Annotated in this window: 24 protein-coding genes and 1 other annotated feature; of the genes, 3 read left to right on the top strand and 21 right to left on the bottom strand. The window is 38.3% G+C overall.

All coding sequences use genetic code 11. From position 1 onward, the window contains the following. Positions 1-20 precede the first annotated feature (20 nt). Together C509_RS0104265 and fabZ are read left to right on the top strand one after the other, a co-directional pair. Positions 21-1,025: a ketoacyl-ACP synthase III gene (locus C509_RS0104265; protein WP_026319675.1), complete on the top strand. Its 1,005-nt coding sequence runs from the start codon at positions 21-23 to the stop codon at positions 1,023-1,025. Next, positions 1,003-1,437 (top strand): 3-hydroxyacyl-ACP dehydratase FabZ, encoded by a 435-nt coding sequence (fabZ, locus tag C509_RS0104260; protein WP_018705670.1) that lies wholly within the window; start codon positions 1,003-1,005, stop codon positions 1,435-1,437. Before C509_RS0104265 ends, fabZ begins: the two co-directional genes overlap by 23 nt. A 76-nt stretch (positions 1,438-1,513) precedes the next feature. Here the strand turns inward: fabZ and C509_RS0104255 are convergent, their stop codons facing one another. From C509_RS0104255 to C509_RS0104190, 12 genes are all read right to left on the bottom strand, one after another. Further along, the gene (locus tag C509_RS0104255) at positions 1,514-1,984 is read right to left on the bottom strand and encodes a 2-thiouracil desulfurase family protein (RefSeq protein ID WP_018705669.1); all 471 of its coding nucleotides are present in this window, start codon (positions 1,982-1,984) and stop codon (positions 1,514-1,516) included. 66 nt (positions 1,985-2,050) lie between these two features. Next, the gene (locus C509_RS0104250; RefSeq protein WP_018705668.1) at positions 2,051-2,449 is read right to left on the bottom strand and encodes a DUF5367 family protein; all 399 of its coding nucleotides are present in this window, start codon (positions 2,447-2,449) and stop codon (positions 2,051-2,053) included. Positions 2,450-2,566: 117 nt separating this feature from the next. After that, positions 2,567-2,947 (bottom strand): DUF5360 family protein, encoded by a 381-nt coding sequence (locus tag C509_RS0104245; protein ID WP_026319674.1) that lies wholly within the window; start codon positions 2,945-2,947, stop codon positions 2,567-2,569. A 31-nt stretch (positions 2,948-2,978) separates the two neighbouring features. Further along, positions 2,979-3,347, bottom strand: a complete 369-nt coding sequence (locus C509_RS0104240) for a DMT family transporter (protein WP_018705666.1) — start codon at positions 3,345-3,347, stop codon at positions 2,979-2,981. Between the two features lie 5 nt (positions 3,348-3,352). After that, positions 3,353-3,913 carry a TetR/AcrR family transcriptional regulator gene (locus tag C509_RS0104235; RefSeq protein ID WP_018705665.1) on the bottom strand — a complete coding sequence of 187 codons (561 nt, stop codon included), beginning with the start codon at positions 3,911-3,913 and terminating at the stop codon, positions 3,353-3,355. 329 nt (positions 3,914-4,242) lie between these two features. Next, a complete protein-coding gene (locus tag C509_RS0104230) occupies positions 4,243-6,303 on the bottom strand; it encodes a peptidoglycan D,D-transpeptidase FtsI family protein (protein ID WP_018705664.1) in 2,061 nt (686 codons plus the stop codon). A 77-nt stretch (positions 6,304-6,380) separates the two neighbouring features. Continuing rightward, positions 6,381-8,177 carry a BlaR1 family beta-lactam sensor/signal transducer gene (locus tag C509_RS0104225; RefSeq protein ID WP_051088665.1) on the bottom strand — a complete coding sequence of 599 codons (1,797 nt, stop codon included), beginning with the start codon at positions 8,175-8,177 and terminating at the stop codon, positions 6,381-6,383. Continuing rightward, positions 8,177-8,566, bottom strand: coding sequence for a BlaI/MecI/CopY family transcriptional regulator (locus C509_RS0104220; protein ID WP_018705662.1), 390 nt, complete (start codon positions 8,564-8,566; stop codon positions 8,177-8,179). The genes C509_RS0104225 and C509_RS0104220 overlap by 1 nt, the downstream gene beginning before the upstream one ends. A gap of 108 nt (positions 8,567-8,674) precedes the next feature. Beyond that, positions 8,675-10,711: a penicillin-binding protein PBP4(5) gene (pbp4, locus tag C509_RS0104215; protein ID WP_018705661.1), complete on the bottom strand. Its 2,037-nt coding sequence runs from the start codon at positions 10,709-10,711 to the stop codon at positions 8,675-8,677. 476 nt (positions 10,712-11,187) lie between these two features. Beyond that, a complete protein-coding gene (locus C509_RS26880) occupies positions 11,188-11,412 on the bottom strand; it encodes a YhfM domain-containing protein (RefSeq protein WP_483852522.1) in 225 nt (74 codons plus the stop codon). A 217-nt stretch (positions 11,413-11,629) separates the two neighbouring features. Further along, on the bottom strand, positions 11,630-13,216 hold the full coding sequence (locus tag C509_RS0104200; RefSeq protein WP_245542428.1) for an ABC1 kinase family protein: 1,587 nt from the start codon (positions 13,214-13,216) through the stop codon (positions 11,630-11,632). 305 nt (positions 13,217-13,521) lie between these two features. Continuing rightward, a complete protein-coding gene (locus C509_RS0104190) occupies positions 13,522-15,084 on the bottom strand; it encodes a 2-isopropylmalate synthase (RefSeq protein ID WP_018705657.1) in 1,563 nt (520 codons plus the stop codon). Between the two features lie 52 nt (positions 15,085-15,136). Beyond that, positions 15,137-15,380: a binding site (T-box leader), on the bottom strand. A gap of 572 nt (positions 15,381-15,952) precedes the next feature. On the opposite strand from C509_RS0104190, the gene C509_RS0104185 reads away from it, so the two are divergent. Continuing rightward, positions 15,953-16,216 carry a hypothetical protein gene (locus tag C509_RS0104185; protein ID WP_018705656.1) on the top strand — a complete coding sequence of 88 codons (264 nt, stop codon included), beginning with the start codon at positions 15,953-15,955 and terminating at the stop codon, positions 16,214-16,216. A gap of 4 nt (positions 16,217-16,220) precedes the next feature. Here C509_RS0104185 and qoxD read toward each other — a convergent pair whose 3' ends face one another. The 9 genes from qoxD to C509_RS0104140 all read right to left on the bottom strand — a co-directional run bounded on the left by qoxD (position 16,221) and on the right by C509_RS0104140 (position 26,030). Continuing rightward, positions 16,221-16,502, bottom strand: coding sequence for a cytochrome aa3 quinol oxidase subunit IV (qoxD, locus tag C509_RS0104180; protein WP_018705655.1), 282 nt, complete (start codon positions 16,500-16,502; stop codon positions 16,221-16,223). A 1-nt stretch (position 16,503) separates the two neighbouring features. Beyond that, complete coding sequence (gene qoxC / locus C509_RS0104175; RefSeq protein WP_018705654.1) at positions 16,504-17,100, bottom strand: cytochrome aa3 quinol oxidase subunit III; 597 nt, start codon at positions 17,098-17,100, stop codon at positions 16,504-16,506. Continuing rightward, the gene (qoxB, locus tag C509_RS0104170) at positions 17,100-19,046 is read right to left on the bottom strand and encodes a cytochrome aa3 quinol oxidase subunit I (protein WP_018705653.1); all 1,947 of its coding nucleotides are present in this window, start codon (positions 19,044-19,046) and stop codon (positions 17,100-17,102) included. Before qoxB ends, qoxC begins: the two co-directional genes overlap by 1 nt. A 65-nt stretch (positions 19,047-19,111) precedes the next feature. After that, positions 19,112-20,017 (bottom strand): cytochrome aa3 quinol oxidase subunit II, encoded by a 906-nt coding sequence (gene qoxA, locus C509_RS0104165; RefSeq protein WP_018705652.1) that lies wholly within the window; start codon positions 20,015-20,017, stop codon positions 19,112-19,114. A 666-nt stretch (positions 20,018-20,683) separates the two neighbouring features. Beyond that, a complete protein-coding gene (locus C509_RS0104160; RefSeq protein ID WP_018705651.1) occupies positions 20,684-21,082 on the bottom strand; it encodes a VOC family protein in 399 nt (132 codons plus the stop codon). Between the two features lie 248 nt (positions 21,083-21,330). Then, complete coding sequence (locus C509_RS0104155; RefSeq protein WP_018705650.1) at positions 21,331-22,725, bottom strand: L-cystine transporter; 1,395 nt, start codon at positions 22,723-22,725, stop codon at positions 21,331-21,333. A gap of 550 nt (positions 22,726-23,275) precedes the next feature. Continuing rightward, positions 23,276-23,815 (bottom strand): hypothetical protein, encoded by a 540-nt coding sequence (locus tag C509_RS0104150; RefSeq protein WP_018705649.1) that lies wholly within the window; start codon positions 23,813-23,815, stop codon positions 23,276-23,278. A gap of 752 nt (positions 23,816-24,567) precedes the next feature. Next, positions 24,568-25,488, bottom strand: coding sequence for an NAD(P)/FAD-dependent oxidoreductase (locus tag C509_RS0104145; RefSeq protein ID WP_018705648.1), 921 nt, complete (start codon positions 25,486-25,488; stop codon positions 24,568-24,570). A 56-nt stretch (positions 25,489-25,544) separates the two neighbouring features. After that, positions 25,545-26,030, bottom strand: a complete 486-nt coding sequence (locus C509_RS0104140; protein WP_026319671.1) for an RrF2 family transcriptional regulator — start codon at positions 26,028-26,030, stop codon at positions 25,545-25,547. Positions 26,031-26,185 lie beyond the last annotated feature (155 nt).

Raw genomic sequence — 26,185 nt, 5'->3', positions numbered from 1 at the left:
GGAGATCATATATGAACAATATTCAATCCAAAGCCAGAATCACTGCGCTGGTAACCCATGTCCCTGAAAAAAGACTGACAAATGAAGATTTAGAGAAGATGGTGGATACAAGCGATGATTGGATCGTCCAAAGAACCGGCATGAAAGAAAGAAGGATTTCCGCAGAAAACGAATTTGCATCGACATTGGCATTCAAAGCAATAGAGAATTTAATCAAACAATCCCAAAAAGATGTTTCTGATGTTGATTGCATCATTGTATCTACCTCAACGCCCGACTATACATTCCCTAGTGTTGCCAGCCAAATCCAAAAGCACTTTCAAATAAAACAGGCCGGCGCAATGGATCTAAATGCAGCTTGTGCCGGTTTTACGTATGGATTACACGTAGCCAACGGGCTAATCTCGTCTGGACTTCATCAAAAAATATTATTTGTTGCCACAGAAACCCTATCCAAAATCACGGATTACACAGACCGTACGACATGCATCTTATTTGGAGATGCGGCTGCCGCTGTTTTAGTGGAAAGAGATGAAGAAACACCAAGTTTTATCGCCAGCCATATGGGAACCTTCGGGGAAGGCGGCGTACATTTATATCGAACCAATTTATCAACTACCATGGAGGAGCACTCCTTAAATACATCTGGAAAAATTGTTCAAAATGGACGAGAAATATATAAATGGGCATCTCGTACGCTCCCAACAGGGATAGAGGAATTATTGCAACAAGCGGGATTGGATTTTGATGACATTGATTGGTTTGTTCCACATAGTGCGAATTTACGAATGATTGAATCCATATGCGAAAGAACAGGCTTTTCAATAGGGAAAACATTAACAAGTGTTGAATATATGGGAAACACATCTTCTGTTTCAATCCCATTGGCCTTACAGAAAGGTATAAACGAAGGAAAGTTAAAAAATGGGGATACTCTGTTAGTTTATGGTTTTGGGGGAGGCCTAACACATGCAGGGCTGATCATCACATGGGGGACTGATGATGTTAGACGTTCAACAAATTAAAGACACTATAAAACATCGGTATCCATTTCTTCTAATAGATAAAGTAATAGAGATGGAAGAAGGCAAAAGGGCTGTCGGGATAAAAAATGTAACGATGAACGAGAAATACTTTGATGGCCATTTTCCCGATTATCCGGTTATGCCGGGAGTATTGATTGTCGAAGCATTGGCTCAAGTTAGCGCAATTGCAATGCTATCTAAAGAAGGAAACCAAGGACGGTTGGGGTTATTGGCGGGAATAGATCATTGTCGTTTTAAAAAGCAGGTAAGACCGGGTGATCAGCTTCGTCTCGAAGTTGAAATTAATCGGTTAAAAGGTTCTATTGGCAAGGGAAAAGGGACAGCTTCAGTTGATGGAGAATTAGTCTGTGAGTTGGAGTTAATCTTTGCATTCGGTGATCAAAGCAAATAATTCGGTTTGTTCAGCTCCATTTGGGGGTCCCCTCCCCCATTGCCTAAAGTTACCTTACAGCACTGCCAATTATAAGCTAAGATAAGGATTCCAGGATTTTTCCATCAAGTTGTTCTTCCGAAATGACCCGAAAACCGCTTCTTTTTAATAAGGCAGACGTAACGCCATCACCGGCAATCTTATTCCCCATAAATGTTCCATCGTAAATCATAGAGCTGCCGCAGGATGGGCTATTCTCCTTCAATACCACAAGAGACGCCTTTATTTCACTTGCTATTTTCAGCGTCGCGTGAGCACCTTTTATGTACAAATCCGTTACATCTTTACCAGACTTATCTATTACCTTGACTTTCCCATCCAGCACATCATATCCATCTCCACCTACTATCTCTGCAGGTTCTCTCGGAATTGGAAATCCGCCGCTCAATTCCGGACATATCGTGATTGCTTTCTTTTCCGCTACCAATCTTTTTATTTGATCATGCAGACTATGTTTCCCGTCATATCTAACTTCCAAACCTGCCAAGCAAGAACTCACCAAAATCATCCGGCCGCCCCCTTTTTCAAATCCATTATTTCCAAAGCGTTGCTGATCTCAAAATGTTTTATATAGCTACACCTTGCGTCTTTGCTCATTCACCAACACAGGTATGATTAAATACAGAGCATATGCAAATGACATCCATACGGTAAAGGCAATGATTTGAGATTCACTTAATTGCGGAAAAATAAAGCGGTGATTGGCTAAGGAGAAAGTGTCTAATATCAGACCGACAATTGTGCCGATCACTCCAAATTTCAGCGCTGAGTTTTCCGACCTATCAAACATAACATATAAAAAGGTAATGACTAATAATAATATGGCAGTTCCTGCTAACAAAATAACAGTACTTACGATAAATAAATGTGAACCCGGGGTAAACAGAACCTGTTTACCAAAAATGACAAAAAACAAAATAGCAAAAAACCAGACTACTAAGCCCCACAATATTGCCAACAAATATCCCTTCATAGCCGTCCTCCTATTTTAAAAGAGTATTTAAAAGAAAGTAGGATTCTTTTGAGGTTTCCTAGGTTTCGATTACGCGATGACCTTTTACACATAGCGGAGGCAAGTATCCCCCTTTCATCACACCTTTATAAAGCGTGGAATGAAAAACAGAGGGTAAAGCATCAACGCTAAATTAGGAATCCACCATAAGGGATCAAATTCCAGACGAATCGCCCAGTATGATATTGCTATCAACCCAGAACAGAATGTGAGTACAAGTGAAATCAAAGCAATCGATTTCCATGCAGCACGCCCCTTTCGATGTAAGTAAATGGAACTTAAACCTGTCAGGGAGATCACCATATCGAGCGGGAAGAAAGACCAGTTCCAAGAAACCAAAATCGGATTAGTATAATCTGAATAGGCGTATTCAATCGGAATCAATCTCATTGCTGTCGCACTGAAATACAAAATAAAAGAAATATCCACAACGAGAAAAAAATACATTAGCACATGCATTGACGGCTCTTTTTGAGTGCTTTCCATATGATTACACCTCTATTTTATGCTGCTCATTCAAACGAGGTTTGTCTTGCTCACTAGATTCAGAGTCAATGTTTAGAAGGACGACTCCGACAATAATCAATAGAATTGCGCTAACCTTCATGACTGTTAAAGTCTCTTTGAAAACAAGATAACCGATAACCGCAATAGCTGCTGTACCAATCGCGGACCAAATGGCGTAAGCGACACTGACTGGAATTGTTTTTAAGGAAAAATTTAAGCTGGCGAAAGCAAACAGATAAAATAAAATCATGAGTATCGATGGTATTGCTTTTGTAAATCCATCTGACAGTTTCATAGAAACAGTTCCCGCTATTTCAAATATGATGGCTGCAACTAAATAAAGCCAAGACATTCTCCTCACTCCTTCTCATTCATCAATCCATGCGTGACGATATCCACCATTGTTTCTACTACTTTCTCCAAGGAATGTACATTGTAAGCATGAAAATCGGGATCGAAAATGGCCGTTGATGCTCCGCGCAACAGTTGAATGACACTTGGAACATCAAGAGGACGAAATTCTCCATTTTCAATCCCGAGTTCAATTATTTGTTGGACAATGTCCCATCCATTCTGAAGAAGTTGATCAACTTTGACCCATTCATTGGGTGCAAATCGTTTCATTTGTTCGAGTAACGCAGTATCCCCAAAGCTCAACCCGCTGGGAACAATCGACAGTACTTTAGCCAACTTCTGTTTATAACTCAATTCTTTACTTTGAAATATCTCCTGCTCACGCTGTTTCACTTCTTCGATCGCATCATCCACAATTGTCTCGATCATATGTTGTTTCGATTCAAAATGTTCATAAATGGTCCTTTTGCTGATCCCTTGTTTTTCAGCGACATCATTCATTGTAAATTTCAATCCTTTTTGAACAATCAGTTCAAGAACGGTTTCTTGTATTTGCTTTTTCACAAAAAAACCTCCTTGCTATTTGGTACCCCTTTTTATTTTCTGGTACCAACCTTTTGAATTATAATATTGAGGTAACAACACGTCAAGTGGATTTACAATTGTTATACAAAATAAAAAAGACCACCTTTTTTGATGGTCATTCATTGTACTATCATAGTAGCGACTACTGAGCAGGCAGTACGCTCTTTTTAACCAAATAATTCAGTAGGATTTGCTGCATTTCCTTCCAAAAGGTGCTTCATTACTTCACGAGTATAATTAAAAGGCCCGTTCCTGCTTTGAATGCCGTCGGAAATTTTATAGTTCTCATCTGCTTATTTTGATTTAAATCAAGATTCAGCTTCAAAATAAGCTTCAAATACCTTTTTGGGGATATCTAAAATAGCATCTTCTTTATCAGTATCCATAAAAGGGAGAGCAACGGAAATAGCAATTTGCGGGTTTTCTGACGGTGCATAACCAACAAAAGTTAAGTTCCATACAGCCATCATATTTGCCGATTCAATAGGACCACTGTAAAAAGCTTGTGCTGTTCCGGTTTTTCCTGAGATATCATAGGGTGAATTCGCAAGCTTTTTTCCCGTCGCATATTGATGGTCTCCATGGACAACATTGTATAATCCCGTTTTAATTCTATTGATATATTTATCTTCAATCTCTATATGATTTAATACTTTGGGAGTAAAATCCTTTTTCAGTTCACCTAATTCTCCCTGCTCATTACTGCCTCTGATTTCTTTTACAATCCTTGGGGCCATTCGGTTGCCGCCATTTGCTATGGTCGATATATATTGATTCAATTGCAGTGTTGTATAGGTGTCAAATTGGCCGAAAGAAAGGTCGAGTGCAAGACCAGGATTGTTTTCTACGCCTTTTAAACCTGCAGTTTCACCTGGAATATCAATTCCAGTCGGGACGCCAAGACCAAATTGAGAATAATAATATCTCAGTTTTCTAAATACCGCCTCACTATTCATCTTCAAGCTTTCTCCAGGTGTATAGTGATACTTTCCGCCCATCCGCATTGCCAATTGCATCATATAGGAATTTGAAGAGACTTCTAATGCAGTAATATCATTTAACGCCATACTCCCGTTCCGGTTAAACCATGAGCTTTTTGACTTCGTCTCAGCAAATTTGAGTGGTTTATCTATCATTACATTGTCTTCAAGGGAAATTACTTCATCCATATAACCCGCAAGTACGGAAGCCGCTTTTATACTTGATCCCATTGTATATTGTGTGTTAAAAACACCTAATGTATCATCTTCTATTTCTCCTGTTTCCATATTTATCCTCTTCCCGGTCATCCCGAGAATTTCACCATTTTGCGGATTCATAGCACTAATATAAAGTCGATCTGCCAATTTGCCTTTCTGTTGAATTAATGCGTCTGTCGCAATTTCATCTAATTTCTTCTGAAAATCAATATCTATCGTTAATACGAGGTTATCTCCTTTTTTCCCTTCTGTTTTAAGAATTGATTTTGTCAATTCTCCTTTGTTTATAATTAATTCATATTGTTCTTTTCTACCTTTAAGTATGCCTTCATAACCTCTTTCCAGGTAACTTTTTCCGACCCTGTCATCCAGCGCATATCCTTTTGCCAGGAGGAGTTCTTTTTGATCACTAGGCAAGCCCGTTTTCTCAGAGGTTACTGAACCAAAAACACTTTTTAACATGGTTCCTTCCTTATAATCTCTTTCCCAGTCCATTGTAACGTCTATTCCCGGTAATTCTTGCAAATGTTCACTTACCTTAGCAACTTCTTCATCCGTTACATGATTATTTTTAAGCATGACGGTAGTAAATTCAGGAGCACTGTTCATTTTTTTATATAGAATGGCAACCATTTTTTCTTTCCGGCTCAAAAAAGCTATATCCTTACCGCTCACCTTCTTCATTTGAGCTTGATACAGTTCACCTCCTTGTAATTCCTGTTCCTTTGCATCAAGCCTTTTGTTGATCTTATCGGGATACTTGGCGATAATATAGTCTTCTAAATCACGCTTTTTTAAATTATCGATATCTACGTCAATATACTTCGTCAGCTCTTCAGCTAAATCCAACATAGAATCCGGGGTACTATTATTCCAGCGAAAATAGGTAATAGCCTTTACCCCTTTATTCCCTACTAGCAAGCGATGTTTTCTATCATAAATCAATCCTCTTGGAGCTGGCTTTTTCACAACAACTGCTTTCGAACTATTGATTTCATTATTAAATTGCTTGCCGTGTGCGATTTGAAGATAACCCAGTCGAATAACCAGCAAACAAAAAATCAAAAAGATGATAAAAAACAGGAAATTCATTCGAAATGCAGTTGCATTCTTCATTTTTTCATTCATCCTCATAACACCTTCTGTCTTAACTGTATGTATGTGTTCCATTTCCACCTTAAATACTACAATTGTAGTATTTAAGGTGGAAAATACCCAAAAAGGTAGAATCCTTTTTGGGTTAGCATTTAATAAATATGTTTATCACGTAAGATCTGAGTTGCAATATTCGCTGCTTTGCTTCCGCCTGCTAGTCCTTTTTTACTTTGGATATTGATTGCAAAATAATAAGTGTTGTCGCCATTTTTCACAAAGCCGACAAACCAACCATTTACATCTTTCCCATTAACCTTGCCTGTGCCGGTTTTTCCATATAATTGACCATATTTTTGCTCATCAATAAAGATAGCATTTTTCACCGCTCGAACGTTTTCCTCTTTAAAGCCAAGTGTATTCTCCTCTAATGCCTGCAATAGCTGCACTTGCTCAATCGGCGATATTTTTAATGAAGACTGCATCCAATAACTGCCCAATTTTCCCGACAGATTCTCATTCCCATATTTTATTTTATGAAAATAGTATTGTAATTGCTTTTTTCCCATTTCTTGATCCAAATTTTGAAAATACCAATTGACCGAGTTGCTTAATGCAGTAGATAGGTTGTGATTTTTATTCCACTCTTTAAACGGATAAACTGTTCCATCCCAAATTTGTTCATCGTTTTTTACAGAAATAACATTTTCTTCCAACGCAAATAAAGCGGAATAAATTTTATATGTGCTGTTGGGAGAGACCCTCTTTTCACTCATTTCCTGATTATATATCCGATAGTTTTTTGTAGTCGCATCATACAAAACAAAGCTGCCGCTGTACCCTTTGAAATATGAACTTAAATCTTCATACACTGTGTTTTTCCCACTAAAGTGATACGCATCATTTGAATCGGCTATAGCAGCAGTAAGCGGGCTAGTACATAATACAAAAATCCCTACTAGTGTGCAGATCCCCTTGCTTTTCCATTTCAGCACTCGCGAATCTCCTGAATAGTCAGCAATACTCTGGATCCTCCGTTTGATTTGTTCTTTGGTTCCCCCAATTCCGGAGGAAAACTGTCCATATGTGCGGCCAAATTGCTTATCAGCAAAACGGATGATGGTGTGTCCATATTCCATATAACCATTCTGATCCAATTTATTTAGAACAGAAGCATCACAAGCCAACTCCCGGTCTATTCGCATGTTTTTTAGAGCATACCATACAAATGGGTTAAACCAGTATATGATCTGTAACAACCACATTATATAATTAACAAACACATCTCTATTTTTTTGATGGCTTAATTCGTGTAAAAAAACATATTTTATTTCATTTAATGAGAATGCTTCCCGTGTATTCTTGGGCAAAAGTATATAAGGTTTAAAAATTCCAAGCGTGACAGGGGAGGTAATAAGTGAGGTTTCTTTTAATATTATCTTCTTCTTCACTCCGACAACCTCTTTGCATTCCTCTAACATTTCATGTATTTTTTGATTCTTAATCGAAATAGCAGATTTTTTTAATTGATGGAGCTGATAGTTTGCATATATCGCCACACCAATGAAAAAGATCATTCCAATCACCCAAACAGCGATAAAGGAATAATGGAAGAACTCTGGTGCCGATTTATTCACGGATACCGCGAAATCATGTAATAAATCGGCATTGGATTCTTGGGGTACCTCAGGTCCGTTTATCCGTTCATTATTCAATGTGGTACCGATATTGAGGAAAAACAGCCCCTTAATTTGTTGGTAAATTTCTCCGAGCCGGAAAAAATCCCAAGGTAAAAAGACAGTAATAAATGGGATAAAAAGAAAATACCAAATTTGATAATGTGTTTTCTTGGATATATGTCTATGAAATAATTTTTTGGTTAAAAGGATAGTTAAAACAAGAAAGGATACCACTATCGTACTTAACATAAACCGCAGTATAAAGGTATCCATCATTTTTTCCCTTCTTTCATATCCTTTTCAGATAATATTTTCCTCAGTTCGGAAATATCTTCCTTTGAAAGCTGATCATTTTCAATAAAATTCAATACCATTGAATTTAATGCTCCGCCGAAAAATTGTTTAAGAAATAACTTAGTTTTTTGCCCTACATACTCATGCTCTTCAATCAGCGATGTGTATATAAATACTCTCCCTTGTTTTCTAGTTTTCAGAGCTTTTTTCTTCACCAGTCGTGAAAGCATCGTTTGAATGGTGTTCGGTTTCCAGTCAACTTTCTTAGATACAATCTCCACTACTTCAGGAGTTGAGATAGGCTCATTTTTCCATACTACTTTCATCACTTCATATTCTGCTTCTGATATTTGTGGAATCTCTTTCATCGTGGCCCTCCTGATTTTACATTTGTAGTATTAATTATAGCAAGCCGGTACAAATGCTTAAAGCGTAAATGTATAGGAGGTTAGAATCCTTTTTTTTCCTGCGTTCAATCATCTCATTTGAAAGTATTCATATAATTCTTCTATGAATGATTTATTCAACTGGGTTGCAGAACTGCCGGCGGAGTAATGCTCTACGAGTGAAAGGAGAAGAAAATGATCATCCCCTACATCAAAAGCAAGTAAAAAACTATTTTCATCCCCTTTTTCTCCTTGCTGCATTTTTAATTCTGCTGTACCCGTTTTAGCAGCTAACCGAAACTGGTGGTTGTATAATAGATGGGCTGTTCCATTTGGGTCACTTACCACCTCTTCCAACCGGTCTTTCATTTCATTTGCTGTTGAACTAGTGATGGCTGATTTTCTTTTCCGCTTGCCTTGATCATCTAATAATCTTGGATAGACAACCTTTCCTGCGTTCTGAAAAACAGAATACATAGAGGCTTGCTGAATGGGAGAAATTAATAATTCTCCTTGTCCATACGCTGTATCAGCCAAGAGAATTTCTGAATTAAATGTTGGTTGATTAGAAATTTGCGCAGGTTTCATTGAAATCGGCAAATCTAATTTCTCTCCAAAGATAAACTTTTTCAGACCATTTTTAAAAGTTTTTTCTCCCATTTCTATCGTTTCTTGAGCAAAGTAAATATTGTCAGAGTATATGAGTGCTTTTCTCATATCTACATTTTGTACATCAGAAACACGGGTAACTGAATACCCGCCCCAAGTTTTATCTTTCTTCCAGCTTAAACCATTTATTTTCCTAACCTTATTAGGATATGTCACTTTAGCATCTAGACCAATGCTGGAGGTAATCGTTTTAAATGTGGAACCGGGTGCATAACCTGTAGCAAATCTTGAAATAAATGGCTTATTCTCATCGTTGGTATACTTATCATAATCATGCTGGGAAATGCCTTGAGCCATTTGATTCGGATCAAACGAAGGGGAACTGACTACTGCATAGAGTCCCCCTTCTTTGGGGTCCATAACAACGGTAGCACCTGGTTTTCCTTTCAAGTGTTTGAAAGCCTCCACTTGTATATAGTTATCGATTGTCAGTTTGATCGTTTTTCCGTCCATTTTCTCCAGCGTTTGAATTTCTTGTTTCTTTTCTCCATTCTCATCAACAATTAGGATTTCTCCACCATCTTTACCCCGCAGCTCTTTATCCAGGGCTCTTTCCAATCCAGCTTTGCCAATTATGTCTCCTTCCGCAAAATGTGGATTTCTATCCAAGTCTTCCTTCGTCACCTTTCCTACATATCCGATTAAATGAGCAGCGGCTTCCTTTAAAGGATAATATCGAAGTTTTACATTCCGATAGGAAATACCGGGAATTACTTTTGCTTCATCAGATTCAATAATTTTTAAAGGAACAAATAAATCATCATCTACCCAACCTTGATTTAGTTTTTGATGTATTTCTTTCACTGGAATATTAAATTGTTGGCTAATTTCTTGGAAGCTTTTCTCATTTTTACTCTCTTGGGGTAAATCTTTCGGTACAATCCCCGCCTCTTTAAATTCTTCATTTATTGCTAATCCGTTGCCAAGATGATCTGTAATCTCCCCACGTTCTGCTTTCCAATAATGAAATACAACCTTATCTTTTCCCTCCATTCCAGGAAAAATTAATGAAGGATCCCATTTCACCTTATAATCATCGTCCGTCTTTATCATCTGTGTATGGTATTCTAAATTTTCCAAAGATCCCAATGGGGTAGTGAAATTCAATCGAAAGGAAAATTCTAGCTTTTTGTCATTCACTTTTTCAAATTTAATCTTGGAAGCTTGGATGTTATCAATATCCACACCGTTAAAAATAGCATCGTATTTATCTATCACATCTTCCAAAGTATAATCTGCTGAAGTATAAGATTGTTTTTTTAGCACACTACCCAGTTTTTCATACTCTTTATTCTCTAAAATATCAATAAAGTTGTTTGCTGTTTCCTCCATCTGTCTGGTGTCATTACTATGTATCATTAGGAATAGCCCAAAACCACCGACTCCCGCTAAAATGATCAATAGAACGATGGAATAAGTTTTGACTCTTGCTTTTTTGCTTTTAACCCTGCTTCTCATTGTCCTTACCTTCTTTTCTTCCAATTAATACTACATTTGTAGTATTTAATTTATCAAAAAACTACAAGCGTAGTAATTATACTGATTATAGCATAAATTAATTGGATGGCAAATTTATAGAAGATGCTAGGGTGGATCTGTTTTAGAAGTTATTATGGTTTCAGTTTATTATAGGGTCTGCTTTATAAAGTAGACCCAACTTTTCCCTTCCCTGATGTCAACCCCGTCCTTCTTTTACTGTAATGCCGAGTAGAAGGGTAACGGCTTTGATTGCCATTAACCGCGCACGAATTTACGACCATCGACTATCAACGCCTCCCCTTTCAGACCATATCTTCATCAGCCATTCAATCATCAAAAAGAAACATTTAAAGAGGACTGAAAAGCGGAAAATTGAAGGTGCCTCGACCAGTTCAACTTATATAGGTTCCCAGCTATTAAAGAATACAGGTATCTTCCAAAATTCCTCATATTTATTAATTTTCGAGCAACTCCCTTAATTTTTGAGTCATCGCTGCTGAGGTAAGATAAACAGAATCGTCGGTCAAATACATGAACATACTTTGTTCATTTTCTTTTCCTAACCATAAATGGAGCCCATGTGTGGGAAGATCCCCTTTATTTGACTCGAATTCCACGATTACATCATAGTCGGAATCAGTTGTATCAACTTTTTCCGATTGCTTTACGGCAGATGTTATTGCTTATTCCAATAGGTTCAAAGAGTCCTTATCCTTCAAGATTAGGAAAGGATCTTCATTCATATCACCGAAAAGGACCATTGTTTCCGCTTGTTGCGATCCACAACCCGCCAACATAAATAGGCCTAGCACCAGGGCTAATGAAAATGCTGCCTTCAATATGCTCTCCCTTTCTTAATCCTGATATTGCCTATTGCCATAAAAACCAGCAAATTCATCACCGTATTTTATGCATGTACTTCATCCATTTTTTCAATTTATAACTGATAATCGAATAACCCACAACCGAAAAGGCGGACAAAACAATTGATAGTTTCAACATTATCGTATTGGCTAGGTAGATCCCAGCACCAATTCCTGTTAACGCAAACAGCGTCAATTGAAATAACTGTTTTTTATGATTTTCGTATACCCAAAATTGGAACTGTCTTCTTTGTTCGGTTTCCTTTAGGTGTTCCAGCTTTTCCGGTGCATTCAAAAACTCCTTCATGGAGTGAAAGATCTTGAATAATGGCTGTGATTGGATCCATTGCCAAGCAAAGGACCATTTATTCCCTTGGGACAATGACCATTCCATAAAAACGGGTTTACCTATATCAAGGATGTCCTCTTCCGGCAACAAATGAGTGACAATGCCTTCAATCGTTACAAAAGATCGGCCCAGAAAAACAAAGCGTGTCGGTACTTGGACAGGAAGCGCCTGAATCATGTCGGTAAGTTCACGTTTAAAGGCGATCAAATCGACTTCATTCATTTGAGCAGGCTGGAAAGTCATCCATTCCGCCAGTAATCTTTCTATCATTTTGGAGTCAGCTTCCGGAAGCAAGAACCCCAAACGTGACAGACATTCTACTGCCGCGGAATAATTTTTAGCCAGAAAACTTTCAATCAGCCTTTGAAAAGATAGCGAATCATTTTTTGAAATTTCACCAGCCATACCAAAATCAAGCAAGATGATATGCCCTTTCTCGGATACAAGTATGTTTCCTGGGTGTGGATCAGCATGAAATATCCCAGGCTCGAGCCATTGTGGCAGGAACACTTTGATGAGTCGCTGAGCCAATTCCTTTCGAGTTACATCCAACTGATTTATAGCCAAGAAATCATTGATTTTTATTCCATCCACCCATTCCATCACCAACACTTTGGATGTACATAATTCAGCATACACATGTGGTATAAGAACAATATCACTATCTTTGAATCTATCTTGAAAATATAGAAGAGTTTCCTTCTCCTTTGTAAAATCAAGCTCTCGTTCAATCACTTGCTTTAATTCTGTCAATAAAACTTTAAGATTAATAAATCCCTTAGGAATAGGTAAAAAATAGGTTGCAAACCAAATGGCAATGCCCAGTGTGCGAAAATCAGTCTGAACAACGGAATCTATATGCGGGCGTTGCACTTTAATGGCTACTTTTGATCCATCTTGAAGAACACCTTTATAAACTTCTCCAATTGAAGCGGAGGCAATCGCCTCTTTTTCTACGGATATCAGTAATTCTTTATGACTGCTTCCCCATTCCTTATCAAGAATCTCCTGAATGTCATTCCAATCAGAAGGCGGAACCTTGTCAGTAAGGTCTTCTATTTCACGGATCAATGGCTGTGGGAGAAGATCAGCTCTGCTGCTAATAATCTGCCCCACTTTGATAAGGAGGCCTTCAAGTTCAAAGAGTGTTCGTCTAAATCTTTTTCCAATATTCGCCCACAGTTTTTCCCATTCGGTTTCAGGTTTCTTTGTAATTTTGTACCAATAGATCTGAATGAAAAAAACCATAAACATAGACAGTACTTTATACATGCGAATCCATTTACTTTTGATTATCATCCGGGATCATCTCGCTTCTCATTATCTACTTATATTCAACTTTCATTCAACAAAAAGAGGACTAGTTCCTTCTTGCAAAAAGCTATTTTTAAATTCAACAGCTAAAAAAATGGTGTTTTGCAGAAGAAACCCCTCTTTAAATACCTTGAAATAGTCCCTTATGATTGTCTTGTTTAACGCCCGGTATCGAAAAACAGTACTTGCCAGAATCATGACACCCTTTTATTTGACTGCCTATATTGTAAGCAACTTCTTAATAGCCATTTCAACATTTATTTCTAATTGACAGGCAACAAATGTTCAACAACTACATTATTAATTGCATTAATAAACGCCCACGCGCTTGCTTTCATAATATCTGTATCTGTTGCTTTCGCAGTATACTTTTCCCCTCTGAACTCGATTTGAATTTTTACTTTTCCCACTGCCTCTTTCCCTCTTGAAACACTGCTGATATTATATTCAAGGAGATGAATGTCCAGCTGGCTTATATCCATTATAGCGGAGTAAAGTGCATCTATTGGGCCTGAACCGACTGCGCTGCCTTCCAAAATTTGATTTCCCTTCTTCATTTTTACACTTGCTGATGGAAAGCTCGTGTTACTGATCACTTGTAAATCCATCAATTCAAAGAAGTTGTCGCTAACATGAGCTTGATTGGGAATATTTTTTTCAGTGAAATAATTTTCAACAATAATAAATAAATCATGGTTGTATACTTCTTTTTTCTCATCGGCCATTTCAAGGAAGTCTGCAAAAATCTCTTCAAATTGCTCATCTGTCAACCTATCAAACCCTAATTTAGTAAGAGCGTTTTTTACTGCATGGCGACCAGACCGGGCAGTTAGTACAAGCTCCATATCATCTAATCCAACCTCAAGCGGGCTGATGATTTCATATGCATCCCTTGATTTCAATAATCCATCTTGATGTATACCGGATGAATGTGCAAAGGCATTTTCCCCCGTTATGGCTTTATTCACTTGAACATCAAGTCCCATAAAATTGCTGACCATCCTGGATGTATTCATTATTTCCTTTGTATGAATATCCGTATATGCTTGATAAACAGATGAACGAGTATTCATGGCCATCACAACCTCTTCAAGCGCAGCATTACCGGCACGTTCACCTATCCCATTAATCGTACATTCCACTTTATCCGCTCCGTATTTGATAGCAGCTAAAGTATTGGCTGTCGCCATTCCTAAGTCATTATGACAATGGACACTTAAAAGTACTTGATCATTCAAATTCTTCAATCGGTCATTTAATTTGAAGATCAGCTCCCCAAACTCTTCCGGTTCAGCAAAGCCAACTGTATCAGGCACATTGATCATTGTAGCTCCAGCCTTGACAACAGCTTCAATGGTTTTCCATAAATATTCAAAATCGGAACGAGAGGCGTCTTCCGTGGAATACTGTACATTTGGCAAAAGACTTTTTGCATATCTTACCGCTTCAACACCGATGTCTAATATTTGGTTTTTTGATTTGCCAAATTTCTTTTCCACGTGAATGTCAGAAGTCCCTAAAACAATATGAATTAATGGTTTTTCTGCGTATTTTACACTGTTATATACAGCATCAATATCAGATTTCACTGCTCTTGCCAATGCTGTTATCATAATGTCATCTGTATTTCCCACTTTGTTGGCAATTTCTTTGACAGCATTAAAATCACCGGCAGAAGACGAAGGAAAACCCGCTTCGATTATATCGACTCCCAGCTTTTTAAGCTGGTAAGCCACTTCTAACTTTTCATATTGATTCAGTTTAGCACCCGGAACCTGCTCTCCATCTCTTAACGTTGTATCAAACACCCAAATTTTTCGCGACATTTGAAAACACTCCTTTATCATATAAATATAAAAAAAGCCTCGTCTCTATAAAAATAGAGACGAGGCTTTGCTCGCGGTACCACTCTAATTGGTTAAATGATATATGATTAACCCACTCATTTTCGGCGGCCAACACCACCTATCCTTTTAACGGCAGAATCCCGGCATCCCCTACTTAATTTTGTTCAGGGAGCAGCTCTTGGAGGAGTTCAAAGGGGATAACTGCCGATTCTCACCACCCATCAGCTCTCTGAAAAGCTTATCTTCCTTTTACTGTTTCCAATCTTTGCATGTAATGTAATTTAATTATATGCAATGATATATTGAGAATTTAAAGTTGTCAATAGTAAATTTTTTAAGTTCATCGAGTCCCTATAGAGGTCAGGATCTTTCTACTAGTGATGTATGATAATCCAGCTTTTAAAATCCTGGTACGGCACAATCTGAAATACTTGCAGTGAAACCAATCATCGCTGCTTGAAAAATTTATTACCGGTTTTAACAGAGATTTGTGTTTGTTTACTTTGTCACTAATTCAAAAAATGCAAAGTAAAATGATGATAATTTCAGCTTGCAATTTCTTTTAGATCCTATGTTTTCATTGTTTACTCTAAAGTATGGGAGATCATCCGATCATACCGTAAATATCTTATTTAAAACCCCAACCTTTTTCAGTCTAAAAATGATTACAATACTCATTTTTTCACACGAACTCTAAGTAAAGAATATTTTACTAATATTCTCAAAAACCAACCCCTGATATCTCTCTTTTTCATGTGCAAAAATCATTATAAAGAAAACATTTGACAAATTTGTGAACCGGTTGAATAATAGATATATAGATATTAAATGAAGGGGGAATTATACGATGGAATCCACTTACAAAATACTAAATGCTACAAAATCAATTGGATACACAGTTCTTTCAATCGGAATTATCATTTTTTTATACGGCTTTTTTGTAAGCGATACCAGTGTAGCTACAAGTATAGGCATTGGCACTGTGATGGGGGCTATTTTCATTTTTCTGATCGGTGTGTTTTTTGTAGCGACTGAAGAGATGGAGAAAAAAACAGCTAAAGGGATTAGATTTTCAAATGAAAAAGGAGCGCCATTTAGACACTCCTTTTAATGAATTACATATCCCAAATCAAAATTAGCAATGTACCAAAGATGGTGACCAGGGCTATGGCAAATGCATAATAGATGTTTGTTAAAATCAAGCCTTTATCTTTCGTTTCACCAGCGTGCATAAAGACTACAAGTTGAACGGCAGCTTGCACGAATGCTGTGACCAAAAGTATTGTCATTCCAGCTGTAAACGATAGATCAAAGAAGTAAACGGCAAGAGCTATGGCTGTGAGTATTAATGAAAATACAAAGCCTGCGACTTGTTTCCGTGGAAATAATTCGCTCATGCTACATCAATCCTTTCAAGTAGACGAAGCTGAAAATAAAGATCCACACGACATCCAGAAAATGCCAGTAAAGTGAAAAGATAAACGCTTTATTGGCTGTTCCTGGTGTTAATCCCCGCTTTTTAACCTGCAGGATAATGAATAATCCCCAGAATAAACCAAGCGTTACGTGGGCTCCATGTGTACCTAAAGTTGTTAACAGGATGGCCGTAAACGCACTCGTTTGCAGCCCTGCTCCAATATGGACATAATGGATAAACTCATAAATTTCCACACCTAGGAAAGTGAGCCCCAAAAGCAGTGTAATGCCAAAGAACGCCATCATCGCTTTCTTATTGCCGATACGCATTGCATGAACGCCTAGGCCGATCGTAAAACTACTTGTCAAAAGCACGAATGTTTCAATGAGCACTGGTGTGATTTCAAAAATCTCTGCTCCGGAAGGTCCGCTTCCCGTGCGGTCGACCAACGTGAAATAAGTTGCAAAAAGCGTTGCAAAGAGCATTATTTCAGCTCCGAGAAAAACCCAGAACCCTAAAATATTCATTTGATTTTGTTCTGTGCTGTATTCCATTGGCAGCGAGTGATCTACATTCATCAGCTAGCACCTCGCAACTTTTTTTCTGTTTCTTCCACTTCTTTTACAGAAATGTAATATCCGTCGTCTTTTTCAAATGAACGATATGCCATACAAACGAAGATCCCTATGGTTGTAAGAATAGCCGGAATCCACATACTGAATACCAATGAGAAGCCCCATAAGAAGAATATGCAACTCATGATAAACGGACCGCCGGTGCTATTTGGCATATGAATCTTTTCAATATTCTCTTTGAATAATGGATGACCTTTTTTCTTATGATCCCAAAATGCTTCGATCGAATGAACTTCCGGTATCGTCGCAAAATTATAGGCTGGTACTGGACTGTGTGTTGCCCATTCAAGCGTACGTGCATCCCATGGATCTGAACTAATATTTCTTGAAGCATAACGCGTACTGTAGTAAACATTGTATACAATCAAAGCAAACCCGATGGCTAGCCCAGCTGCTCCGATAAATGAAAGGAGATTAAGCGGTCCAAACCCGGTTGCTTCCGAGTATGTGTACATCCGCCGTGCCTGCCCGTCCAAACCGGTGAAGAACATTGGAAAGAAGGTGACGTTAAAGCTAATCGCGATAAACCAGAACGCCCATTTCCCGATTCTTTCATTAAGCATAAAACCAAACATTTTTGGCCACCAGTAAGTGAGCCCTGCTAGCATTGCGAATACAACTCCAGGTATGATGGTGTAGTGAAAGTGGGCAACTAAGAACATGGTATTATGATATTGATAATCTGCACTTGCCATACCGAGCATTACTCCGGTTACACCGCCAATCGTAAAGATCGGAATGAAGCCTACAGCATAAAGCATTGGAACGGTAAATGTAATCTTCCCTTTCCACATCGTCAGAATCCAGTTAAAGATCTTGATTCCGGTCGGGATCGCAATAGCCATTGTCGTAATCGAGAAAATACTATTCGTCAGCGGCCCTTGCCCCATTGTAAAGAAGTGGTGAGTCCAGACCAAGAAAGAGAAGAACGAAATGATCACTATAGACCCAACCATTGATTTATATCCGTAGAGATTTCGTCGTGCAAAAGTAGAGATAACCTCACTATATACACCAAATGCCGGTAAGATTAAAATGTAAACTTCCGGATGCCCCCAAACCCAGAAAAGGTTTGCCCATAGCATATCCATACCGCCATTTGTCGTTGTAAAGAAATTTGAACCAAACAGCCGGTCCATTGTTCCCAGCAGAAGCGCGATAGTTAATACCGGAAACGCGAAAACGACAATAGCATTCGTGATAAAAGCAGTCCATGTGAACATTGGCATCTTCATTAAAGTCATACCAGGTGCTCTCATTCTTAGTATGGTTGTGATGAAGTTAATCCCGGATATTAATGTACCGATACCAGCAATTTGGATCGCCAACATATAATAATTGGTTCCGACCGATTGACTAAAGTCATTTCCTGCGAGCGGAAAATAAGAAGTCCACCCTGCATCAGGAGATCCTCCAATGACAAATGAAATGTTGAATAACATTGCACCCATAAAGAATAACCAGAAACTTAACGCATTCAGGCGCGGGAATGCGACGTCACGTGCCCCTATTTGTAATGGAACAACAAAGTTCATCAGAGCATAAATAAATGGCATCGCCATAAAAATAATCATGACTACCCCATGGGTAGTAAAAACCTCATTATAATGTTGTGCATCCAAGAGCGTATTTTCAGGCACAGCAGTCTGTGCCCGCATCATAATCGCATCTACACCACCGCGGAATAGCATGAGCAATGCAGAGATTAAATACATTATCCCAATTCGTTTGTGGTCAACGGTTGTTAACCATTCTCGCCATAAATAACCCCATTTTTTAAAGTAGGTTAAACCGGCGATAATCGCGATAACTGTAAGACCAATGGCTACCATTGATGCATAAATTGCAGGACTTGGATGAGGAATGGCAAATCGGTCAAAATAGTTCATCCTTTAATAACTCCTTCCAGATAAGTTATCAGCATTGAAAACTGGTTTTCGACACTTTGAAGCTATCATTCATGATTGTTGTGATCTGAATGATCCTTATTTGATTCTTCATGAGACCCGGTGGATCCGTGATTGTGCCCACTGTATTCTCCTTCCGGCGCAGGCAAGAATCCTAAATGTGTCCCGCTGAAAGTTAATTGGCCAAGATGACCAGGCTCTAATAACTTTTCGAATTTCTCTTCAGTAAGAGGTTCAGCAGTTGATTTCACTTCTTTAACCCAATCTTCAAATTCATCCTCTGGCATTGCTTTAACTTGGAAAGTATTTTCGGCGAAGCCTTTTCCGCTAAAGTTTGCATTTCTTCCCATATATTCACCAGGAACGTCGGCTGCCAAGTGCAACGTGGTTACCATGTCAGCCATGGCATATTTTTGTCCGCCAAGCTGTGGAATCCAGAAGCTTGTGATCGGCCCGTATGAATAAAGCTTAAATTCCAACGGACGATCTGTTGGGATGTACAAGTAGTTTACCGTTTCAATGTCTTCCTCTGGATAACTAAAATGCCACTTCCAGTTGGAAGACGAAGCATAAACGACCAAAGGTTCCTGACCTTCATGTTGTTTTGGTGTTGCTTCAACGGCATAAGTGGATTTAACCGTAATAATTGAAAGGAAAATAATAATTAAAACCGGTATCCCAACAATAATCGATTCCACCACCGGATTACCTTCAATATGAGGTGGTTCATAATCCTCACTTTGTTTTGATGCACGATATTTTACTAATACAACTATCAAAAGAACGAATACAGAAATAACTATGATGGCCATCGTTGCAATCGATATCCATATAACATTGGCCGTCAATTCAGCCTGAGGCCCTTTAGGATCCAAAACCATTAATGATTCGCAACCTGTCAGCATTGGCAGTATCGTGATCACCATACATAATATAGCCCATTTTATTTTCATTGAGGGACCCCTTTCTTAAATTAAAAGCTTAATTGCAAAAGGCAATCGTTTGTGGATTGATCAATTTACAAATATCTTATTACCATCAAAATTTAAAAACAATAGTTTGTGATTTATGTCACAAAATGTCCTTGAATCATTATGCATATTAGTAACAAAGTGTTCAAAAAACTGGTGCCTGCTGGAAAGAATAAATTAAAATGATTGGTTTTTTTAAAGAAACTATTTTAATCTAAAGTTTTGGGGGTAAAAAAATAGGTGTTCTATCTGATGTATTGCAATGCTAACAAATCAAAGGAAAAAGCCTGTTTTACCAAGGGAAATCATATGAAATCGGGTAGAAAAAAAATAGACTCTCTATTGAGTCCATCCTCCCAAATAATGTATATAGTCAATTCTCTCCGGTTATAATTATTTATTTGCCTATACTAGATTTCGTTTTTTAGAATAGAATGAGGTCTCCCTTCTCCAATGATCCTACTGTCTGCCTCTCTTCCTTCAGATCCTGAATCGTTGAAATCCAATCAGCACTCTGATCCTTTTATACTTATAATTTTCTTCAGATTAGAAGGAGGGAAAAATCGGATGAGCATCCGGTTTTTCCCTCGTATTGCTGTAAAGCTTTTTGATTATGTAACAAATTGTTTTGTTGGTGGCCATGCCCTTTCATTCAGGAAGATTAAGTTGCCAAGAGACACCGTACCGATCATTTATCCATCCAAACTTAATGCTGAACCCATAATCATCCAACGGCATAAGTGCTTTGCCGCCTTCGATGAGCTTTTCATATAGATTGTCAAGTTCCTCTTCAGAACTACAAGTAAGATAGATCGAAAACGAAGGGGTAAATGAAAATTGATGTTTAATATTGCTGTCAATGCACATAAATTCTTGTCCTTTCAAGGAAAAAACAGCATGCATCACAGTTCCTTCTTCTCCATCTTCATTCGCTCCATATCTAACAACACTTTTAATTTCTGAATCCTCAATAAGTGATGTATAATAATTCATCGCTTCCTCCGCCTTGCCATCTTGGAACATTAAAAACGGTGTAACCTGTTCCATTAGAAATCGTCCCTTCTTATTTATAGTAATTAATTTCTGATACCAGTTTCATCTTTTGAAAAGCTTAAGCGGCGAACCCCTTTTAGGATAGATAGAATCGTAAAGAATACGAATTCGCTTTCCTATATTGTATGTCAACTGCAAGAACCTTTCCAAGGTGTTCTTCCTCCAACTCATAACCTTATGGTATATAGGCTGACCGTAAAAAAAAAACTAACCACCAACATTATGGGTGATTAGTTTCTTTATTAGAAAGACGAACTGTCTTCAATAGCTGTTTTATCATTAAATGTTTTCAAATTCAGCTTTCTCAAGATTCGTGCTGTCAAGGTCCCGGCAACCATGCTATCATTTACATTTACAGCTGTACGACCCATGTCAATTAGCGCCTCGATTGAAATGAGCAAACCAGCCAAAGCAACCGGGAGGCCCATTGACGACAAGACAATCAATGCAGCAAAGGTAGCCCCGCCACCAACACCGGCAACACCAAAAGAACTGATTCCAATAATCAATACCAATTTGATGATGAATGCTGGTGTAAAAGGATCAATTCCGACTGTCGGTGCAATCATGACTGCCAGCATAGCAGGATACATACCTGCGCAACCATTCTGCCCGATTGTCGCTCCAAATGAAGCAGACATATTGGCAATCCCCGAGTCAACACCAAGGGAATTTTTTTGTGCCTGGATATTCAGTGGAATCGTACCGGCACTTGAGCGTGATGTAAAAGCAAATCCCAGTACAGGCATAGCCTTTCTTAAATAAGTTATTGGATTCAAACCAAAAACCCCGACTAATATTAGATGGAATATCATGATGACAAATAATCCAACATAAGAGGCAATCACAAATTTCCCAAGCTGAACAATACCGGCAACATCTGTTTTAGCCACCGTATTAGCCATCAATGCCAAAATCCCAAATGGCGTCAGACGCAGAATCAATGTTACGATCCTCATCACAACCGCATAAAGTGCATTAATGATTTTCGTGAACATTTCCGCTTGTTCGGGATTTTTCCTCCGCAACCCGAGAACGGCGATCCCGACAATGATTGAGAATATGACCACCGCAATGACCGAAGTTGGTCGTTCTCCTGTCATATCCAAAAAAATGTTGGACGGAATAAAATCGAGGATTTTTTGCGGTGTTGAGAGATCCTGCACATCTCCAAGCTTCTCCTGAAGCATATCCCCGCGCTCCATTTCCGCCTGCCCTGCTTCAATCTGATCTGCATTCAAATCAAATAATCCAGCCGCACCAATCCCGATTAAAGCGGCAACCATAGCGGTAGAAACTAAGAAACCGATAATCCATGCAGACATTTTTCCAAGGTCTGCTGATTTTTCCAAATTAATGATGGACTGAGTGATGGACACCATGACAAGCGGTACAACAATCATCATCAATAGTCGGATATACCCGCTTCCGACAATACCATACCAATCCGCTGTATTCGTTAAAACCTCCGAGTCTACCCCATATATTGCCTGTAAAAGTGCACCAAGTACAATACCGGCGCCCAACCCCGTAAATACGCGTTTTGTAAACGAAACATGTTTCTTTTGCATAAAAATAAGAAGACCAATAATTACTAATAAAACAACGATATTCACGATAATTAAAAATATATCCATTTTGCTCCCCCTCTCGCCTTTTATTTTTTGCATCTTATGCGCCGCGGAAATTACTGTGCAACCGAAAAACGAATAATTCCTATCGTTTTAGTGCATTTAATAAATTAATAATATACATACTGCGAGCGATTCTGTCAATATTTTGGTTTTTATATGAGTGTTTAGTAGGGTAGGAGGGTTAAAAACGTTCTGGTAATTTATGCGGAGATTTATTGAAGCATCCTTTCATAAGTAGGCAGGCAGTATCAAATAAGTACTTTAAATTATAACTGGTGACCACTTTTGCTCAAAACTAAACTAGGTATACAAGACAGTCATTGGGAAAAAGTCACTTTATCTTTATATTTCTTATATGTTATATCATTTGATTTTTATATTGATTTACATGTGAACAATCGTTTGATCATGTGTTCAATCTTAAATGTACTTGTCAATACAATACATAATATAAGACGTGTTTAATATAAAATCACACCTCTAAAAAATAAGCCGTTAGAATAACAATTGTTTATGAATAAATGGACATTCATCCCCTTTTATTGTCAGCGGGTTACCGTTGGCGACGTGGGACGGCATTTTTGTGTCGAAAAATCCGTTTTAACAGAAGTTCCGCTAAGGGGACCTCATTTTTTTCTTCAAAAGCGCCTTCTTGCCACCTTTGATATAAATAAACAATAGGTACAGTAACGGCAATCATAACAAAGAGTCCAAAATTAGACATACTCTTCATTGAATATAGCCCGACCCTTTGAAAGATAAAAGGACTTATAATTAAAGCCTGAATCAAATCGATAATCCAATTGCTAATTAGGAACAGCCATAAATTTGGGTAGGTAAAATAAAACATATAGAGGGTTACTACGATCAGGAAGCCATATACAAAAGATGAAATACTGGTAAGGAAAAATATGTTGTTTGTTTCGTGAACATCCCACCAATTCCATACTTCAGCCATTTGGAAAAGTATTGTATATAAAACAGCCATAAATAAGCTTACTGGCATGAAGCGCTTTACACGTTGAGAATCTAAGGGAAGCAGTAAAAGCCAGGGAGCTAAGAAAATAAACCACGAGACAATTTGACCATTCACTTATAACCTCCAATTTAAAAATGAATATAAGTGGTATTTTTTCACCTCATTTTGAAATTATTCATGATTCTATTAAAAATAACTTTTTTCATATAGAAGAAAAATGATCTCACAAAATAAAAAAGGAAAGGCGGAGTAATCAGCCTTTCCCATTCCATTTTAAGAAAACCCTGTTTATTTAATCCAAAATAATGAATATCCCGTTTCAATTGACCTTTGTATTCTTGTGGCAGAGTAGTTCTTAAGAAATTCGCCAATTCAAACTGGATACTGAACTCATTGTAGATTTTTATAACACCCTTTCAAACCTGATTCATGAACTCAATTAATTGGGCTTTCAATTCCCTCTTTCCGGTAGACTAAAAATGAGCATCTTCTTCATCAAAACCACATATACAAATATCCTGATTCATCCTGCTTACAAATTGTATTTCTTATCTCATTTAATTTAGTCGAAGTGAAGTAAGCACGCCCCTGTCTATGTCAGCGTACTTCAAAACGCTAAATTTATGTAAGGCAGAGTTTGTTCAATCTTCTGCCCTATTATTATACCTGCTTCTCGGAAGAGTAAAGAAAAGTTCCATGGAAAAAGTTTCGAAATAGATGCTAAAAACGATAATCCAGATTCTGATTTAGTATTATTAATGCTGCTAGTGAACAGAGACATAAAAAGGTTTTGAGATATTCGAAGCTGCAAAAACAGGTTTTCCCGAGACTAATAATATTATGAAGGACATCATTTCATTTAGCCATTAAAGTCCCCTTCGCCTCCAATCTTCCTCATTCAGTTCATTGTTAATGGCAGCGGCAACAAAGGCTCCCCTAGAGGCGGCAGCAATGACCTGATGAAGCCTTGACGTCACATCACCGGCACTATAGACACCCGGTATATTCGTTTTCCCGAAATCATCGACAACAACCATTCCCTCCTCCGTCATTTGGCATCCGATTTTTCGCGGCAAGTCCGATCCTGTAACTAGCTCCGGTTTAAAAAAGATCCCCTTGCATGGAATGACTGTTCCGTCTTCAAGAATTATTTGCCGGACCATTCCATCGTTAGAATCGATGCTCTGAATCGGTGATTCAAATATTGGCACTTGATGCTGTTTGAGCTCCTCACGCTGAGCATCGGTCAGCTGATCAGGACCATTCGTGCAGATGGTAAAATGGTCTGTCCATCCAGAGATGAGTGGAGCAAAATGCATGACTTCAGGTCCTTTGTTTATGATGACTAACGGTTCATCCCTTAATTCCCATCCATCACAATACGGGCAGACAAAGGCGCTTTTCCCATAAACCTCCTTCAGCCCAGGAATACTCAGCGGCCGATCCGTCATTCCGATTGTAAAAAGCAGCTTTTTGCTTTGAAAAATAAGTCCTTGCCTTGTCGAGATTTGGAACTCTCCGTTCGTTTCCGCAATCGAGACTGCTCTATCCACTACGAAAGAGACCGACGGATAGGCACTGATCTCTTCTTTTGCAATTCGTCTAAATTCACCAGGACTTATTCCATCACGGGTAAGAAAGCCGTGTGACTCCTGAGTCACTATGTTACGGGGACGTCCTTCGTCGATCACCATCACATTTTTCCTTGCTCTCCCTAAAACAAGAGCTGCGTTTAAACCTGCTGGGCCGCCACCAATAATCACTACATCAAAAATTTGTTTTTCCATTTCAATTTAAACCTCCATAGATCTTTGATATCCATAATTAAAATACAAGAAGTGTATCACTTCTTGTTTGCCTTGTTGTGGCAATTCTTAGCAACCGCATCCAGCACAGTCTGAATTGTATGGTCTTTTAAATATTGATGCAAATGTTGTTCAGCGCCGTCCATCACCTTTTTAACCACGCATTCATCTTTGCCCGGACCATTCGGGATCCGTTCGTCATCTTTTACTTCAGTTAACAATTGATGCTGCTGTGAATTCACATTCGAGCAATCGAACATCCGCTGTCTTCCTTCGATCGTCTGAATGACCTCAAGAAACGTAATCTCTCCTGCCGGCCGTGCAAGCTCATAACCGCCCTTCACTCCTGGCACAGCGTGTACAATTCCATCCTGTCTAAGCTTGGACATAATTTTGGACAAGTAACTTTCTGAAACACTGAGCATTGCAGATAACTCTTTGATGCCGATGTTGTGGCTCCGTTCAGAATAAGCCAAATGCATTAAAGCGTGCAGGGCGTAATCGGTGCTTTTGGAAAACTGTATGATGATTACCTCCCTTCTCAATTATCTATTATAGACCTGCAATATCCATAATAAACTGTTTTTCTTCTGTATGCAATGATTGAGATCTTTTTTCCTTTAAGTCCCTTCATTCTAAATATTGTAATGGTTTATCTATTTAAGATGCTTTTGTTCAT

The sequence above is a fragment of the Siminovitchia fordii DSM 16014 = CIP 108821 genome (assembly GCF_000374565.1).
Taxonomy (GTDB): Bacteria; Bacillota; Bacilli; order Bacillales; family Bacillaceae_C; genus Siminovitchia; species Siminovitchia fordii.
The sequence above is the reverse complement of the archived record's forward strand: the minus strand, read 5'-3'. Positions and strand labels throughout refer to the sequence as shown.

Coding starts and splice junctions, on each gene's coding strand:
- fabZ (WP_018705670.1), top strand. CDS start 1,003: ATGTTAGACGTTCAACAAATTAAAGACACTATAAAACATCGGTATCCA.
- C509_RS0104255 (WP_018705669.1), bottom strand. CDS start 1,984: ATGATTTTGGTGAGTTCTTGCTTGGCAGGTTTGGAAGTTAGATATGAC.
- C509_RS0104250 (WP_018705668.1), bottom strand. CDS start 2,449: ATGAAGGGATATTTGTTGGCAATATTGTGGGGCTTAGTAGTCTGGTTT.
- C509_RS0104245 (WP_026319674.1), bottom strand. CDS start 2,947: ATGCATGTGCTAATGTATTTTTTTCTCGTTGTGGATATTTCTTTTATT.
- C509_RS0104240 (WP_018705666.1), bottom strand. CDS start 3,347: ATGTCTTGGCTTTATTTAGTTGCAGCCATCATATTTGAAATAGCGGGA.
- C509_RS0104230 (WP_018705664.1), bottom strand. CDS start 6,303: ATGGAACACATACATACAGTTAAGACAGAAGGTGTTATGAGGATGAAT.
- C509_RS0104225 (WP_051088665.1), bottom strand. CDS start 8,177: ATGGATACCTTTATACTGCGGTTTATGTTAAGTACGATAGTGGTATCC.
- C509_RS0104220 (WP_018705662.1), bottom strand. CDS start 8,566: ATGAAAGAGATTCCACAAATATCAGAAGCAGAATATGAAGTGATGAAA.
- pbp4 (WP_018705661.1), bottom strand. CDS start 10,711: ATGAGAAGCAGGGTTAAAAGCAAAAAAGCAAGAGTCAAAACTTATTCC.
- C509_RS0104200 (WP_245542428.1), bottom strand. CDS start 13,216: ATGTATAAAGTACTGTCTATGTTTATGGTTTTTTTCATTCAGATCTAT.
- C509_RS0104190 (WP_018705657.1), bottom strand. CDS start 15,084: ATGTCGCGAAAAATTTGGGTGTTTGATACAACGTTAAGAGATGGAGAG.
- C509_RS0104185 (WP_018705656.1), top strand. CDS start 15,953: ATGGAATCCACTTACAAAATACTAAATGCTACAAAATCAATTGGATAC.
- qoxD (WP_018705655.1), bottom strand. CDS start 16,502: ATGAGCGAATTATTTCCACGGAAACAAGTCGCAGGCTTTGTATTTTCA.
- qoxC (WP_018705654.1), bottom strand. CDS start 17,100: ATGAATGTAGATCACTCGCTGCCAATGGAATACAGCACAGAACAAAAT.
- qoxB (WP_018705653.1), bottom strand. CDS start 19,046: ATGAACTATTTTGACCGATTTGCCATTCCTCATCCAAGTCCTGCAATT.
- qoxA (WP_018705652.1), bottom strand. CDS start 20,017: ATGAAAATAAAATGGGCTATATTATGTATGGTGATCACGATACTGCCA.
- C509_RS0104160 (WP_018705651.1), bottom strand. CDS start 21,082: ATGGAACAGGTTACACCGTTTTTAATGTTCCAAGATGGCAAGGCGGAG.
- C509_RS0104155 (WP_018705650.1), bottom strand. CDS start 22,725: ATGGATATATTTTTAATTATCGTGAATATCGTTGTTTTATTAGTAATT.
- C509_RS0104145 (WP_018705648.1), bottom strand. CDS start 25,488: ATGGAAAAACAAATTTTTGATGTAGTGATTATTGGTGGCGGCCCAGCA.